Source organism: Reticulibacter mediterranei (genome assembly GCF_016587455.1).
The window spans coordinates 274,965-291,367 of sequence record NZ_BNJK01000002.1 but is presented as its reverse complement, the minus strand read 5'-3'; the positions used below and the strand labels follow the sequence as shown (position 1 = coordinate 291,367).

The following is a 16,403-nucleotide window of genomic DNA, read 5'->3' as shown; positions in this document are numbered from 1 at the left end:
TTAAGCATGAAAGGCTGCCAATACACTGCATGCAAGGCCGCCTTTCGCTTCGCGTCTATCAGAAGTTGGTTTGTCTTGATCCTACCTCTTCACATATTGCTGAACTGCCAGACATTGGCAGGATTTTGCCCATAGCTGGACGAGAACCTTAGTTGCTCCGCCAGAGACATTCGCAGGGAGGGTAAAGCCAAAGGTGCTCTTGCCGCACGTGTACACCCCAGTCCCAGGTCGGGCGGCACTGCTCAGGCGTTTGCTGCCCGAATAGACGATAAAAACGACTGCTGCGCACTCCTTCCCTCCCAGGGCTTTGGGGCCTACTCCTGCGACGTTGCCGCCTATCTGGACGGAACGATTGTAAAAAATGATACTGCCGCTGCTGTGTATACTAATATTAACATCTCCACCCAGCGCCCATCCCTTTTTAGGATAGCTGGCCTGCCTAGCTTGCTGCACTCCACTGGAAGAGGCAGGGGTGAGTGAAGCAGCATACGCCGAGGGAGCGAACGAAAAGGCTCCGAACACCAATGTGATGGCAAGAAGCGCTACTCCCAGAGCAGCGCGATACTCGCGTTTCGACAAACGAGTCATTCGAGAAGAGAACCACTTGTTCATGTTATATTCTCCTTTTTAAGTAGCGGTGGCTTGCTGATGACGTGCTACTCCACTGGAAGTCTAGCCCAGTCGAGAGGAGAATGCTATTGAAGCGAGATTGGAAACGGGTTGGAAATGGGTGAGCAAAGTGGGGACACGATAGCCTGTCTTGATGGCTTGTCCTCGCCCGTAGCACCCATCGTACGTGTATTGCTCTCAGGGCGAGAACAAAAAGAGATTCTCAGAAAATACATTTATTCGATCATGGGAGCGGTGGCGAGGATTGGTTCGACGTAGCTCACCGTTTCCCCGGCTCGTGTTTGCTCAACGTGCAGGTAACGATGAGTTTCAGCCGACCAGTCGAAATTGGCACGAATCCAGGCTTTGAGTCCCGCAATGTAGCGATATGCATCGGCGGCCAGGTGTGGCGCGACGGGTGGCATCTGACGCTCGATCCGCTCGAAGAGGCGCACCTCGTTTGTGACCATCGTATTGACGCTTTCAATAGCCTCCTGCCACGACAGGCGATACATATGCTTCGTGATAACCACCAGATTGCTGACCTCGCCACGCGCCAGCTCTTTTGCCAGCGAGAAGATGTCGTTTGACCAGCAAATGGCATGATTGGCCGCACGATTGAGCCGCTCGAACTCCCAGTTCAGCAATAGCTCGTCCGGTAAGCACAGACGATCAGCGAATTCGATGAGATCGAGGCTCGGGACCGCACCACCCGAATGATAACGGTACTCCAGATAGACATGCAACTCAGGTATCGCTCCTTGCAGATGATGCTGGCCCATCCAGGTGTAGGTATCCAGATATTGAATGAAATGGCGGGTAAAACGCGTACGCCAGTCCGGAGACATACGCGGCAACGTTCGGCGGTAGAGATCGCAAAGCGCTGCCGCAGCTGGTCCGGGTGCCGATTGCTCGCCAGCATCCTCGCATATCTTGATGTATGCATGAACGGTTGACAGCGCGCTTTCGAGTGATGTACCTAGAACATCATCAAATTGATCGTCAAAGACAAAGAACCAGACCATCCAGTCGTTGAGCAGCTTCATGTCCTCCAGGCTCGCTGTTGGATAGGCGCGGGCCGTGAGCCGAGCAAGATTTGTGCCATGAAAACGCCGCCGGGCCGCCTCTCCTTGAATCATCTGGAAACGCGTTGCCCAGGCAAGTGAATGCTCATGTACTTCTTGCGCGTAAGGGCTGATCTGCGGGGGAAATGGGCAATACATTTTGGGGATACAAATAGCTTCCATTACACTTCCCTCTTCATCATCATAAATAAAGCTGAACTGCTGTTCACAGCCACGAGGCGTATTATCGCAGGACAGGTCCTACCAGTCAACCCCTGCCAATGAACGCCTACTCAGTAGTTGTCTTCCTACCAATTTCTACCAGTCAACACCTACTCACAAATGAAAAACGAAGTTCCGACCCTACAACAGCACGATACAACATACAGCATAGCGGTTGTCTTAACACTACAATAGTGTTAAATCTGTCGATCCACACCCTCCAGCGGATGCATGACAGGGAACGGGCGCGTTACTCACCAAAGGCGACGGTGAGTGAAAGGTTTTCTTGTAGAGTATGACCTGTTCGGAGCGAACAGTAAAAGCATACATGTTTTTTACTTGCAAGTCAAGGGTTGGCCGCAATATATTTCTTTTCCGGCCAGGCACATATGCCCATTACTTCGTTCGATACCTGGTAGAGAGAAGAAAGGCGTCCTCCTGAAGCCGTACGCGGCTCAGGAGGACATGAATCGTAGCTCCATGACGACTGCTGGTAGCAAGAAGCAAGTTCCTGTCCTCGTCCAGGTCTCGGGTATCTCTTTTCCCTCATTTAGAGAACGCCCTGTTATTCTCCCAGCACAACCGTTTGCGGTTGTTCACTCAATGCGCAATCGTAGATGGCACGAATGCAGGAGAAGTTGAAGAGCGCCTGTTCGTTGACGATGGCGGACGATGGTTGGTGCTGTAAATATTGATAGAAATAATAGAGCGGCTTCTCACCAAAGCGGAGATCTTCTGGATCTGGGCGTGGGAAAGAAATTGTTTTGCTCTCGACCCGTCCATTGCAATCATAGGTATGCGTGAGGGTATTGCTGATGAAGCCATGAGGCCAGATCCAGCGAATGCTCCCCTTGAGGCCCGTGATCTCAACGCAGGATTGTGCCTCGCTGTGAGTGCCAGAGGCGCGTTCATAGGTGAGCATGCAGGTCGTGCCATCGGCGAGATGATAGCGCAGAGAAGCTCCAGCGTGCTGCTCCACGTCCCGCTCGCTTGCGGGAGACATTCCAGCAGTGATGGGATTGGCGAGCCAGGCACTCAACACCTCTATGTGCGTTGGCTTCAGCAGATCGTTGAGGACGCCAAACTCGTAGGGAGCGCGATCCATCAGGGTACCACCGCCGCTTTTCGTCCTGTCCAGAAACCAGGCCGTCCCCGGCTGATACTCAATGCCTGGTCGATTGCGCTGCTCCACGCACAGGAAACGCACATGGTAGAGCGGCCCAAGCACATCCTCTTGCAGCAGGCGACGTGCGGCTTCAGCTGGAGGCCAGTGTAAAAAGCGCACGCTACAACATCCCAGAACGCGCCCATGCGTCCGCGCAGTTGCTAGCATCTGCCGGGCCTGAGCGCGATCGAGCGCCAATGGCTTCTCACACAACACGTGACGACCCGTTGCAAGCGCGGCACTGGCGAGTTCGTAGTGGGTCACGGGCGGAGTTGCCACAATGACGATATCGTTTTCAAGCGCAGGCTCGGCCAGCATCGTTTGCGCATCCTCAAATGCATGAGCATGTGGGTACTGCTCGGTGAAGACTGCAAGAGCTTGCTTGTTCGGATCGGCCACTGAAAGCACAACCTGTTCAGATCGGGGAAAACGGCGAATCGTGGCGGCATGCTGACGAGCGATGATACCAGCTCCAATCAAATAAATGCGTTGAGTTTCCATGCGGTTTTGTTTCTATCCTTGTCTGTTTGCCAGGCGATACGATATGGGAACGTTTTCACCTGTTCCCGCGTTCATCATACCTCAACCGTCGAACAGAAGCAAAGCCATTCTCCTCCTGTAGTAGTCAAGCTTCATTCGTTGGTGCATCCAGAACATCCTCTGGGGAAACCACGCGATGAAAGTTGACAAAGTACTACGACGGAAGATCGGTGGGGCCATCGATCATGTCCTGTATCCTGGCGATCAACCGGCTGATATGAAATGGCTTCTTCTCCACCTGCTCGCCTTGCCTGGACAACGCCTGATACATATTTTCACTGGTCGTCAGGACGATGATTGGGAGGGCAACGCTACAGTGCGCGGCCCAATGGATGCGCAACGTGCGCAAAAACTCCAATCCCTCCTGCTCCCAGGGAAAACTGACATCTAGCAGCAACAAAGCGATCTTCTCGTCGGTGAGTAGCTGGTGATTGCGCCAGTGATCGACGATGTATTCGGGAGTTTGAGCAATAGGAAGGTAGCCGGCCAGTTCTAGCGCCCAGCAGAGCATATCTTGAATGGCCGGATTTTGCTCAACGACCAGCACACCGGTTCTCGAAAAAGAATGAGATGCCTGATAAGCCAGATAAAGTGGCTGTTTGTTCTCGCCACCAGAGGATATCTGATATGCAGCCTCAAATATGGCCGACCCGTTATCCACCACAACAAAATCCTTCTGCGTACCCGTCACTGCAAGAGGATGCAGGCAGGAACTATCCCCACCCATCCCCAGGTTATTTGTAGAGAAACAATTTGTGCTTTCCTGTTTGTGCCTTTACGTATTATATCTACAGGGTAGCAGCTAATCAGTTCGTTGTCAATGTCGCTGTCTATGACAATGACTTGTGGCTATGATGAAATTTTCCTTTCAAAAGCGGCAAGGTATTTTGTAGTTTCCCGATTTATCGGGAAACTACAAAATACCTGACCAGGTTCGTAAAAAATCATTATCGGCCTACGACTCGACGTTTGAGTTCACTTCAGGTATACTTACAGTGAGAACGGGCGAGGAAATATATGTCAGGACAAGATTGGAGCGCATTTCGCGCGCTACTTAAAGAACTCTTGCGAGATTCGGCTACGAGGCGACTCATCGAGCAGCGTACCGATATTGCTCCACGCACGCTGGCACGCTGGATCAGTGGAGAGACAGAAGAACCTGATAGCAAGCGACTCTCCAGCCTGCTCGATGCGCTGCCCCAGCATCAATCTAGCCTGCTCATGGCGATCTACAAAGCGCGGCCTGACTTTCATCTCCCGCTGCTGGACAACACGCGGCGGCTGGCAGAGGATCTCCCGCTCGATTTCCTGGTTCGCTTGCTCGAAACCAACGCCAACACACCTCATAACCTCCATTTCATCTCCATTGTTCACCTCATCTTTTTGCAACTCCAGGCAACGATTGACCCGAACCATCTCGATCTGCTCATAATGGTAGCGCAATGTACGCCCCCCGCCACTCCCGACGCGCCGGTGCAGAGTGTGCGCGAGATTATAAAAATGACGACCCATCAGCAACAATTTCTACAAGCTGGCGCGCGCTTTTTCATGGGAGCCGAATCGCTCTCCGGCTATAGCGTCAGTCTGTGTCAGGCCGGTATTGTGCAAAATGTGAGAGAAGAGCAGCATTTGCCAGTTTTGCGTCCATCGAACAAGTCGAGCGCCGCCGCCTATCCCATTCAACGCGGCGGCCACGTGGCCGGCTGTCTGACGGTATCCAGCCCACAGCCCGACTTCTTCTCGCCGCGCCTGCAATATATCTTGCAAATCTACGCTCACCTGCTTGGTCTGGCCTTTGAAACACACCAGTTCTATCCACCAGACCGCATACGCCTGCGCAGCATGCCAGCACGCGATATGCAGCGACCCTATCTCGCAACCATTCAAGAGCGCGTATTACATCTCATGCAACAAAATGCTTTGCTTTCACGGGTCCAGGCGGAACAGTGCGCCTGGCAGCAGCTTGAAGAGGCGTTTCTCGATCTATCGTAGAGTAGTCATTAAGAGGAGGAGAAGCGATGCCAACCCCGATTGACCCGCGCGGCAAGGATAATCCCAGCACCTATTTTGTCCAGAGCCAGCACGATGAGGCAGAGATGATTCGCCTGCTGTTGCAAGATCAGTTTATTACAGCCGGTATGGACGGTGTGCTGGCAGGGCTGGAGCGGCCAGAAACGTTTCAGCGCGTGCTGGATGTGGCCTGTGGACCGGGAGGATGGGTGCTGGAAACGGCGGTTCACTATCCTACGATGCAGATTACGGGCATCGACATTAGCTGGCGTATGATCGAGTATGCGCGCGCTCAGACCCAGGCCCGGCGGCTCTCGCGTCAGGTCGATTTTCAGGTGATGGACGCGATGCGCCCCCTTGAATTTGCAGATGACACGTTCGATCTTGTCAATATGCGCTTTGCCTCCAGCTTCCTGCATTTAAATGAGTGGTCGTCCATTCTGCGCGACCTTCTGCGCGTGGCGCGTCCGGGTGGCACTGTGCGCGTCACTGAGAGCGGCTCAGACCAGACAGGCGGCCCGACCAGCAGTAGTCCGACCTATGAAAGGATGCTGGGCATGCTGCTCTGCGCTGGTGAGAAGGCTGGTTATAGCGATAATCCGCGCCGCTGGGGTGTGGCGCACAGACTGGATGAACTGCTCACTGAAGCCGGATGCCAGCAGGTGCAAATGAGGCCATACCACCTGGAATTTGTCGCGGGAACAGCAGCCGGTGAAAGTATTTATCAAGATGCGATGTATATGTTTCAGAATACGCGCCCATTAATCGATAAGTGGGACTGTGGCAGCCCCGATTATCAAGATCTCTATCAACAAATGCTGGTGGAGATGCAACTGCCTGGCTTCCACGTCTTCTGGAATCTCAGTTCGGCCTGGGGCACGAAGGCGACCGATTAACGGTGTGATCTGGTGATCTCCCCTCGACTACGACAGGAGTGGCGGTTATCGGGAAATTTCCTCTCTTCCTTTACAATGAATATGGAAGGCGTAAATCCGAATCGGATGGAAGAGAGGAAACAAGCTTGCAACGTCACCCGCCCAACAGCGTGAGCCTCGTATTACTGATCATTATTCTCGGCAGTCTTTTCACGTTTCTCTGTAGCGAAGTTCAACATATGCAGCCCCAACCTGCTCCCAAGCTTGCTTTGCGCAGGCTCCTTAGCGAGCAGCCAGAACTTCTACAGCGTACGCAGAGCAAACTGAGCAACCGGGTGGCCACCAAAACGAATGCCTGGGGTGTCGCTTTAGATGAACAGCGCGGCTTCGTCTGGGTCGCAGAGCCGGGTTGCGAGATGTCCCCCGTTTGCCAGACGGCCTTTCCTACAACCATCGGCAAATATGCCCTCTCGGATGGTAGCTTGATTGCCAATTACCAGGAACCGGAAGGGATCGGCCCCTCAGCCTATTCCGGTCCCCTTTTCATTCAGGTCTCGCCTGATGGTGATGTCTGGTTTACCGAACCAACCAACGATGCCATCGCCGAATTCGACCCGGACGATGGACGCTTCCAGCAATGGCGGACCAGCCCTGGTAGCGCCCCCTACGATCTCGCCTTCGATGCCAATGGCAACCTCTGGTTTACCGAAATAACCGGCAATAACATTGGGTTCTTCAATACACGTACTCATCGCATGACTGAAACGCCGCTGCCGATAGCTGACAGTCGCCCCTATGGCATCACGTTGGATCATCAGGGCCGCATCTGGTTCGCCGAAAACCGCTCGGACGAGGGCAAGATCGGCACCTTCACGCCCACCCTTTCGGGCCAGGTCTCACTCAAAGAATACGTGATTACGACAAATGCAGAAGCTCGCCCGCACCTGATTACTGCCGATATGCAGAACAACATCTGGGTAAGTGAGGGCTTCTCTGGCAACGTCGCTCGCTTCTCGCCAACGACGGGGAAGGTTACACAATACTCTGTTGCTCTTCCCTGTCGGCGCGAATATAACTGCACGCATATTTCGGGCATCGCTGCCGATGGACAGAATCGCATCTGGTTCACGGATTCGCTAAACGCGACCGTTGGCTACCTGATTCCCGCCACCAGCAAGGTTCACGCTCGCCTCATTCACGACGCCAGCGCGCATCCTCACGATGGGCTGACCGTGCAGAGCAACGGGACGCTGTGGTTCACCGAACAATACGGTGAGCAGGGATTCGGGCCAGCTTTGCTGATGTGGCCCGAAGGAACTATGCGCTGAAGCCGCTTCACTGGATATTGATGCCGCCGTCCAGCACGATATCCTGACCGACGACATACGCGGATTCGGATGAACTGAGCCAGAGAACAGCGGCAGCAATCTCTTCAGGCTTTCCCGCGCGGCCAAGCGGGGAGGCAGTCTCAAGCCGTTTGCGCTGATTTTCCAGCGAACCAAACAGGCGTTCGGCCATCGGCGTGCCAACCGGACCGGGACTCACGGCATTAATACGGATGCCGGCCTGGATATTTTCGAGCGCGGCAATCCTGCTCAGAGCCAGCACTCCGGCTTTGGCGGCGCTATACGCTCCGGTGCCGGGCCTGCCAACGTAGGCAAGGTTTGTCGCCATATTGACGATAGCACCGCCTCCCTGTTTGCGCATCTGCTGAATCTCGTGCTTCATACACAACCACGCTCCCTTAAGATTGACCGTGACCACCGCGTCCCAGGCAGTCTCATCCAGTTCGCTCACTACCGCCTGCTTGCCCTCATGTCCGGCATTGTTGAAGGCGACATCGAGTCGCCCATAGCGCGAGTTGATCGTCTCAAGCAGTCGCTCCACCTCCGCTTCTCTCGTCACATCGGTCTGCACAAAATATCCCTCGGCTCCCGTCGCTTTGAGCCGATCAACGGCCTTCTCGCCTTCGTTCACGCGCCGTCCCGCAATCACCACGCTCGCTCCCTCACGCGCAAATGCCAGCGCCGCAGCCTCCCCAATGCCAGTAGCTCCACCTGTCACCAGCACAACCTTACCTTTAAATCTGTTCATATTAAATTCTCCTTCCAAATTTTATTGGATTGTGAGGGTATTATAATCCAGTTTTTTTTGCAATGTCAAGAAAAATATGCTATACTGAATCGTATGGAAGAGAAACAAATGCTGGTGCAGGTGGCGGGCGCATTGAGCGATCCGATTCGTTTGCAGATTCTTGATATCCTGGCACGGGGGCGGGACGAGACGTGTATATCGCATCCGCATCCAGCGCTCCCTCATGCCATTTGTCCTTATGTCGATGTGCGGCCCAAGCTGGGCAATATCTCTACCTCGAAGCTCTCATATCACATCAAAGAGTTGCGCGAAGCTGGATTGATCGAGGAGCATCGCCTGGGCAAGCAGGTCTTCTATGTAGTCAATCGGGAGACGCTAGCCCGCTTCCTCGTAGCGGTCCAGGCCAGCTATCTTGCTGCCTCCACTCCTCAATAGCGTGTCGTCTCACTACTGACACAACTGGATCACAATCTGATACGTCCACGTTGGCTTGTCAGATAGGCAATTGCCACAAAGAGGATGCCTTCAACGGTAAAATTTACGCCCCCAAGCAAGAAGTAGCCAAGCCCTTTCTCGAATGAGGACTGTAAAAAGGCAAACCACACATAAGAGCTGCCATAGAGGATCATGCCAATTCCTATTGTCCAGGTAGCAACCAGCACCATCCAATGTGCGACGCTCAGGTTGTGTGGCCGCACAAAGGCCACAAGCACACCTATGAGGCACACGCCGAAACTGAAGAGGCTGGCACCGAGTTCCTGCGCGAAAACCAGTTCATAAACGGCAAATCCAATCATCCCGATATATGCTAACGCGAGGGTGATAATCTGCATACGCGGTTGACTTAGCCAGCGAAACGGCCAGATCAACGCCAGCGGAAACAGTGCAGCGGCAGTAAATAAGAGGATCGAGAGTGAAGTGGACAGGACATATATCCAGGGATTGCGAGCAAACTGACTTTGCACATTGAAAGATCCTCCTCCCCCAACGAATACATAGGCGTGCAAGATGACAAACCATATACCCCAGGCGCAGGCTGCATATCCGACTCGCAAGGTCCAGCGCGACTCGCCTAAAGACGCTGTGTCTGCTTGCTTCTTTGGTATTTCAATCATAGCGGTCTTCTTTCTCAATATTCTTCCAGAAATATTATAGATCTCATTTTCTACAGAAGGATCTACTATCTGTCGCAAATTCGTCGCAAATTCGTCGCAGAGAATCAGAACGCTTCCAAAGCCTGTTCAAGCACAAGCGATTGAATATCTCTACACCTATTCTCACAAAAACGTCTACAGGGCTTTCCAATTCTCCCATCTAGCGGGAGTGCAGAGGGCGGCAGCCCTCTGCCGGGGTGCGGGGTGTCCCCGCAAAAACCTTTTTTCTTCTCTTTTGCGCGCCGCCTGCGGCGGCGCGCGAAGGAGGGAAGGAAACTGGGGACACCCCAGACCCCGGCAGGGAGACCCTGCACCCCTTTGAGCGGAGAACTGGAAAGCCCTGAAAACGTCTATTTAGCTTCTTGACAACGCCGCCGCTGCTTGTTATGCTGCTTAGAAACGGATGAGCAATATTAGCAAGCGGGCGAGGTGATACATGATGGGACAGCCTCATCAGATACATAATCAATACGTTTTCGATGTCGAGAGCAGTGCTGAAATGGCACGGTTGCTCGATCAAGACCATATGACGACGCGAGCGATGGGAGGTCTCTTCCCTGAGTTCTATGATCCTGATCCCAAACCTAATCCTGAGTCAATCGACAAACAACGTGTGCTGGACGTGGCCTGTGGACCGGGCGGCTGGGTGCAGCAGGTCGCGTTTACCTATCCCTCAATCGAGGTCTTCGGCATCGACATCAGCCACACCATGATCGAATATGCGCAGGCCCAGGCGGAGGTGCAGCACTTGAAAAACGCCTATTTTGAAGAGATGGACGTAACACAGCCGCTCAAATTCCCCGACGATTCCTTCGATTTTGTGAACGCGCGCTTCATGGTTGGTTTCCTTTCGCGTGAACAGTGGCCGCAGGTGCTTCAAGAGATGGTGCGCGTCACCAAACCGGGCGGCATGGTTCGTCTGACCGATTCGGACGTGGCCGCAACAGGCGTTACCAATAGTCGTGCCCTCGAACGCCTCACCACACTCGCGGCGCAGGCATGTTATCGAGCGGGGAAAGGCTTCGGGGCCGGGCGCGAATCGAGCAATATTGGCATTACTCCCATGTTGTCTATCTTGCTCCAGAGGGCCGGTTGCCTGGGCGTGATCGAGCAGCCACACGTCCTGAATTATTCGTCGGGCACCACTGCTTACCACGCCAACTATAGCAATTTTCGTACCGGTTGGCTGCTGATGAAACCTTTCCTGCTCAAAATGGGCGTTACTACAAATGAAGAGATAGATGCGCTCTATGAGCAATTCCAGATTGAAATGCTTTCAGAAGATTTTCGTGGCCTCTGGTATTTCTTGAGTGCGTGGGGACAGAAGCCAGCAAAAGAATAAGGGCATAACCTGCTTTCTTAACAAAATATATATTTGGTGCATCCGACAAATAAGGCGGGAAACGTCACACGAATATGGCAGGGGCGATGGCTTGCCCTCGCCCACCTGCACACACGCGATGCGGCCACCGGGCGAGGACAAGCCATCGCCCCTGCCATATTCGGCCTTCCCCGGGAGGATTTCGTGGATGCACCTGTAGTCAGGAGAAACCATGACAGGTCAAATTATTTATAATCGTAGCGTGATCGAGGAGTTCCGTGCGAGCGGAGGAAAGCCTGGGGGCCGTTTAGAGCATATGCCCATACTCCTGCTCACGACCATTGGAGCGAAAAGCGGGCAGCCCCGCGTCGCACCGCTGGGTTATCTGACCGATGGCGATCGCCTGCTTATCTTCGCCTCCGATATGGGCGCGTCGCGTCATCCTGCCTGGTATCACAATCTCGTTGCCCATCCCGAGGTCACGGTTGAGCTTGGCGGCGAGACCTTTCAAGCCACTGCCCGTGTCGTAGAGGGCGCTGAACGAGAGCAGCTCTGGGCAAAGGCGCTGGCCTCGTTCCCTTTCATCGACGATCATCAGGCGAAGACCTCGCGCCAGATCCCGGTGATCCTACTCACCCGTCGTCAATCATAGCCAGCAAAAAAGAGCAGCAGCAGCGATAGATGCGCCGCTGCTGCTCCTCCTATTTATGTATCCTAACGCGCCCACTCCATCGGTTCCGGTTGAGGGAATGTTGAAGCGAGTTCGACCGGCTTACCTTGCTCAAAGGAGTTTTGCACAGCACAGAGGATATCAACCACATGCGCGGCCTGCACACCAGTAATGCGTGCAGGCCGATCTTCGTTGATGGCCGCTATCATCTCTACCAGGCCACGACTCCATTCTGCGCCATGATACGGCTCCTTCACATATGGAACCACCTCATACGGCTTGTTGAACTCGGCAAACTCGACCTTGCCGTCAAAGTTCTGCCAATCGTTTAAATAGAGCGAGCCGAGATCGCCGTGAAATTCGATGCCGCGCTGCTTGCTATGGTGACCGACATAGAAATTGGTGGTCAGGCGCGCAACCGCTCCATTGGCAAACTCGACGGCTGCAACGACAAAATCAGGCGTGTCAATATGGAAGGGGACGCCCTCTTTCGTCACGCGGTCGGGATAAAGCACTTTGCCAAAGCCGGTGACGCGCCGCGCCGGACCAAAGATAGTGGTGAGAATGGTGAGCGGATAGACGCCAACGTCAAAGAGCGCTCCCACCGCGTAAAATGGGCCGGGCGCGGGATGCCAGGATTCGATACGCCCCCAGTTGACCTCAGCATAAGCCACACGTACCGTGCCAAGCTTGCCCTCGCGAATTGTCTTCCACGCCGTTTGCTGCGCCTCGCCCAGAATGGTACTCGGCGCGCAACTCAAGCGCCTGCCTTGCTTCTGTGCCAGAGCAACCAGACTTTGCGCCTCCTCAGAGGTCAACGAGAGCGGCTTTTCGCTATAGACATCTTTGCCAGCATTGAGACATTGCCGGATCACCACGAAATGCGCATGATGGATTGACAGGTTGACGACAAGATCAACCTCTTCATCGGCCAGCAACGCCTCAAGTGTCGGGTAGACCCGACCGCCATACGCCGCCACATAGTCCTCCGCTCGCTTGATGTCAATATCGGTGGCACCACGCAAGCGAATATGACTGTAGGGTTGCAAGGTCTTCGCATACCCGCCAGCAATATTTCCGCACCCGATAATAGCAATATTGAAAGGGTCTTTCACGCTTCTCTTCTCACTTCCCGTTGTGATATCAACTGGAACACGTCATGTGCATCCCATGTAAGAGTAAATAGATCTACAAGAATATAGTCTACAATAGAAACGAGGGGAAACTCAAGGAGAGAGCAGGCGGTGATATCCGTCTCACGCCTCTACCAGACGCATCAGCACATGTTCCAACGGCAACCGCCGTCCAGTTGCCCAGGCACGTTGAAACGCTTCGTCGCCCAGCCAGAGCCGCGCCGCCGAGACTGATTCGCGATAGAAGGGACGATAGATGCGATGCATGGGGGCCACGATGGTTGCGCGAATCTCTGCCGCTGTCCCCCAGACCTGCGCGGCCTCTTCGGGCTTGCCCAGCTTCACCAGCACCTCACCAATCCCTTCCAGACATTCAGCCGCCAACCTTTTCTCGCCAAGCGCGCGCACTAATTTGCAACCCTCGCTGTAATCGGTTTGCGCCTCCTGATAGCTGCCCTGCCGCATCATGAGACGCGCGTGGGCGAGCAGCGCCTCGACGGTGCCCGAACGATCCTCGATAGACTTAAAGGTCAGCAGGCTCTCTTCAAGCAACGAACGCGCCTCGCTCTCCTGACCCTGAGCGATATGGATTTGTCCTAGCAAACAGAAGACGAAGGCCATGAAACGCCTGTCGCCGTGCGCTTTGAAGAGGGTGAGGCTCCTCTCCGCCAACTTCTGGGCCTCTACGAGATCATGTTGTGAAAAGAAATAGACGCATGCCAGATCATAGAAGCAATAAGCGGTAAAATAATGTTCTTCTTGCCACTGATATTCAGCCAGATTTTCCTCCAGCAACATGCGTGCCTGCTCGTAATTGCACTGCGCAAGGGCGATTTGCGCAAGATCTTCGCGGGCATTCATAACACGTTTTTTATTCTCTTGCTCTTCATACAGACGCAGCGCGTTCTCCAATAACTGACGAGCAATCTTATATCTGCCACGCATGCTACTGAGAGCGCCCTGCATGCGCAGAATGTTCGCCATCCCCAGCTTATCGCCATTTGCCTGAAAGAGCTGCTGACTTCTGCTCAGCAATGCTTCGGCTGGCTCGCTGCCCTCCTGTACAAGCGTCATAAAACCGGCCATATAGAGCGCCTCGGCCAGAATCGAGGCTTTCGCCTCTGTTCCCACGGCCAGTGCCCGCTTAAATAGCGTCAGCCCTTCGTTAAAATAGCCGCGAATCTCCCAATAGAGACACAGGGCGATGCAAAAGCGCAGCGCCTCCTCCGCCAGTTCTTGCTGACCGGCCTCCGCATATTGCAGCAGCCACTCCAGAGCGGCGCGCAGGTTGTCGTACTCCTGATCGACGAGATGCAGCCCCCCCATGCGTTCGGCAGAAAACGAGTGCGAGGTCGTCTGCTCAATCCAGGCCAGATAGTAGCGAGCATGGGCGGTGCGCGTCACCTCTCCCTCATTCGCTAGTTCCAGGCATTCCAACCCGTATTCGCGCAACGTTCGTAACATCCAGAAGCGCATCTCTCCGTCAGATTGTACCTGTTGCAGCAACAAACTTTTGTCAACGAGCGCCTCAAGCACAGCCAGCATCTCAAGCGGGATAGATCCGGCGGCGCTGCACACCTGTTCGATTGCAGCCAGTGTTCCGCCCTGGACGAAGACGGAGAGCCGCCGAAACACCTCCTGCTCCCTGGCATCCAGCAATTCATAGCTCCACGCCAGCGCCCGCTGTAACGTTTGCTGGCGCTCTGGAATATCGTGGGCATTGCCGCTGAGTATGCCCAGACCATGTTCCAGCCGCGTCAGGAGCGCCTGGGGAGGAAAATAACGCACGCGCGACGCCGCCAGTTCTATCGCCAGCGGCAATCCGTCGAGGCGGGTGCAGATATTCATCACAGCCGCCGCGTTGAGCGCTGTCAACTGAAAGCCGGGCTTGACGGCCTGAGCGCGCTGCACAAAGAGCGCGATGGCTTCACATTGCAACAGGGCCGCAGGCTCCTGGGAATGGGTAGCGGCGGGCAGCGAGAGCGGCGACACGTCAAAGACCTGCTCGGCTTGCACATGCAAGACTTCGCGGCTCGTAATCAATACTTTCATGAGCGGACAGGCAGCGAGCAAACGAATAATGTCGAGGCTGGCATTGCGCACCTGCTCAAAGTTGTCCAGCAACAGCAGCGTGCGCCGAAGATGAAGTGCCTGTTGCAGGCAGTCGAGCAGTGGGCGTCCCTGCTCTTCCTGAAGATCGAGCGCCTGAGCAATGGCAGGCAGGACGCCACCGGCATCATTCACCTGTGCCAGCGCCACGAAAAAGAGGCCACCTGGAAAGTGTGCGAACAACTCGCTTGCTACCTGCACGGCCAGGCGCGTCTTCCCAACACCAGCGGCCCCGACCAGCGTAATGAGCCGCGCATCGACGCGGCTCACCAGCTCTCCGATCTTCTTGCGCTCCTGTTCGCGACCAATAAACGGCGTGAGTTGAGATGGGAAATGATGCAGAAGTCGTTGGGGTTGCGCGGTCAGCAACTGCGGGAAGTCGATTGGGATTCCCGGGATCTCTAGCTGAAACAACTGCGTCGGCCCGGCGATATCTTTGAGGTGATGCTCTCCCATATCCCGCAGCGTCACGGCGTCGGGCATCTCATCCTTAATAAGATCGCTGGTTGTGCGCGAGAGCAGCACTTGCCCGCCATGTGCCACGCTCATGATGCGAGCCGCTCGATGCACATCCATGCCAATATAGCCTTCATCTGTGGACTGTGGCTCTCCAGTATGCACCCCGATGCGCACCCGCACCTTCGCATCATCCAGCCACTGATGCGCATGCAGCGTGCGTTGTATGGTGAGGGCCGCTGAAACCGCATCGATGGCGCGGGTAAAAGCGACAAAAAACGCATCTCCCTGTGTATCAACCTCATGACCCCGCCATTGTGCAAAAGCCGCTCGCAAAAGCGCGCGACACTCGGCCAGCACTTCGGCATAGCGCGGCCCCAGTCGCCGTAGCAGCCGGGTCGATCCTTCGATGTCCGTGAAAAGCAATGTCACCGTACCAGTCGGCAATGGACGCACCAGAACCCTCCTTACGCAAGCTATTTGTATTGTAGCAGAGACGAACGCGCGGGTAAATGGAGGGACTGCGCATAATCAGGGCTTTCCAGTTCTCCGCTCAAAGGGGTGCAGGGGTCTCCCTGCCGGGGCCTGGGGCGTCCCCAGTTTCCTTCCCTCCTTCGCGCGCCGCCGCAGGCGGCGCGCAAAAGAGAAGAAAAAAGGTTTTTGCGGGGACACCCCGCACCCCGGCAAAGGGCTGCCGCCCTCTGCACTCCCGCTAGATGGGAGAATTGGAAAGCCCTGTGCGCATAATGGAGTTTACCATCCATCATCAAAATCCATTTTGAGAGGAGATACTTGTAAAAAACAGAATATACAGAAATTATAATACCATTTTGTCGCACATCAACCATTTATGGGTTAAAGATGGACGACTCCATAAAGCACTTATACATACCGTAAAACACTTCTAGGAATAAGAACGTCTATATCCATTTGCAATCACACGTTAAAACTTTCTCTGATTGTCGGGCCGCCATTAGTACA

The 16,403-nt window shown here is 54.5% G+C and carries 14 protein-coding genes; 6 read left to right on the top strand and 8 right to left on the bottom strand.

Annotated elements, in window-relative coordinates; all coding sequences use genetic code 11:
• Positions 1-81: 81 nt before the first annotated feature.
• From K3T83_RS39495 to K3T83_RS39480, 4 genes are all read right to left on the bottom strand, one after another.
• On the bottom strand, positions 82-612 hold the full coding sequence (locus tag K3T83_RS39495) for a hypothetical protein (protein ID WP_220208637.1): 531 nt from the start codon (positions 610-612) through the stop codon (positions 82-84).
• A 233-nt stretch (positions 613-845) separates the two neighbouring features.
• Complete coding sequence (locus K3T83_RS39490) at positions 846-1,856, bottom strand: terpene synthase family protein (RefSeq protein WP_220208636.1); 1,011 nt, start codon at positions 1,854-1,856, stop codon at positions 846-848.
• Positions 1,857-2,460: 604 nt separating this feature from the next.
• Positions 2,461-3,561: a Gfo/Idh/MocA family protein gene (locus K3T83_RS39485; protein WP_220208635.1), complete on the bottom strand. Its 1,101-nt coding sequence runs from the start codon at positions 3,559-3,561 to the stop codon at positions 2,461-2,463.
• A gap of 193 nt (positions 3,562-3,754) precedes the next feature.
• A complete protein-coding gene (locus K3T83_RS39480) occupies positions 3,755-4,264 on the bottom strand; it encodes a response regulator transcription factor (protein ID WP_220208634.1) in 510 nt (169 codons plus the stop codon).
• 353 nt (positions 4,265-4,617) lie between these two features.
• Here K3T83_RS39480 and K3T83_RS39475 point away from each other — a divergent pair, with 353 nt between their 5' ends.
• From K3T83_RS39475 to K3T83_RS39465, 3 genes are all read left to right on the top strand, one after another.
• The gene (locus tag K3T83_RS39475; RefSeq protein ID WP_220208633.1) at positions 4,618-5,592 is read left to right on the top strand and encodes a GAF domain-containing protein; all 975 of its coding nucleotides are present in this window, start codon (positions 4,618-4,620) and stop codon (positions 5,590-5,592) included.
• Between the two features lie 26 nt (positions 5,593-5,618).
• Complete coding sequence (locus K3T83_RS39470; protein WP_220208632.1) at positions 5,619-6,506, top strand: class I SAM-dependent methyltransferase; 888 nt, start codon at positions 5,619-5,621, stop codon at positions 6,504-6,506.
• Positions 6,507-6,631: 125 nt separating this feature from the next.
• Positions 6,632-7,813 (top strand): Vgb family protein, encoded by a 1,182-nt coding sequence (locus K3T83_RS39465; RefSeq protein ID WP_220208631.1) that lies wholly within the window; start codon positions 6,632-6,634, stop codon positions 7,811-7,813.
• Between the two features lie 7 nt (positions 7,814-7,820).
• On the opposite strand, the gene K3T83_RS39460 is transcribed toward K3T83_RS39465, so the two are convergent.
• A complete protein-coding gene (locus tag K3T83_RS39460; RefSeq protein WP_220208630.1) occupies positions 7,821-8,579 on the bottom strand; it encodes a glucose 1-dehydrogenase in 759 nt (252 codons plus the stop codon).
• Positions 8,580-8,672: 93 nt separating this feature from the next.
• Between K3T83_RS39460 and K3T83_RS39455 the strand changes: the two genes are divergently transcribed.
• Positions 8,673-9,014, top strand: coding sequence for an ArsR/SmtB family transcription factor (locus tag K3T83_RS39455; protein WP_220208629.1), 342 nt, complete (start codon positions 8,673-8,675; stop codon positions 9,012-9,014).
• A gap of 29 nt (positions 9,015-9,043) precedes the next feature.
• Here K3T83_RS39455 and K3T83_RS39450 read toward each other — a convergent pair whose 3' ends face one another.
• Entirely contained in the window at positions 9,044-9,694 is a 651-nt protein-coding gene (locus K3T83_RS39450; protein ID WP_220208628.1) for a hypothetical protein, read from the bottom strand.
• Positions 9,695-10,169: 475 nt separating this feature from the next.
• Between K3T83_RS39450 and K3T83_RS39445 the strand changes: the two genes are divergently transcribed.
• Complete coding sequence (locus tag K3T83_RS39445; RefSeq protein ID WP_220208627.1) at positions 10,170-11,075, top strand: class I SAM-dependent methyltransferase; 906 nt, start codon at positions 10,170-10,172, stop codon at positions 11,073-11,075.
• Between the two features lie 211 nt (positions 11,076-11,286).
• Positions 11,287-11,706 carry a nitroreductase family deazaflavin-dependent oxidoreductase gene (locus K3T83_RS39440; RefSeq protein ID WP_220208626.1) on the top strand — a complete coding sequence of 140 codons (420 nt, stop codon included), beginning with the start codon at positions 11,287-11,289 and terminating at the stop codon, positions 11,704-11,706.
• 62 nt (positions 11,707-11,768) lie between these two features.
• On the opposite strand, the gene K3T83_RS39435 is transcribed toward K3T83_RS39440, so the two are convergent.
• Together K3T83_RS39435 and K3T83_RS39430 are read right to left on the bottom strand one after the other, a co-directional pair.
• Positions 11,769-12,839 (bottom strand): Gfo/Idh/MocA family protein, encoded by a 1,071-nt coding sequence (locus K3T83_RS39435; RefSeq protein ID WP_220208625.1) that lies wholly within the window; start codon positions 12,837-12,839, stop codon positions 11,769-11,771.
• Between the two features lie 141 nt (positions 12,840-12,980).
• A complete protein-coding gene (locus tag K3T83_RS39430; protein ID WP_220208624.1) occupies positions 12,981-15,878 on the bottom strand; it encodes an ATP-binding protein in 2,898 nt (965 codons plus the stop codon).
• Positions 15,879-16,403 lie beyond the last annotated feature (525 nt).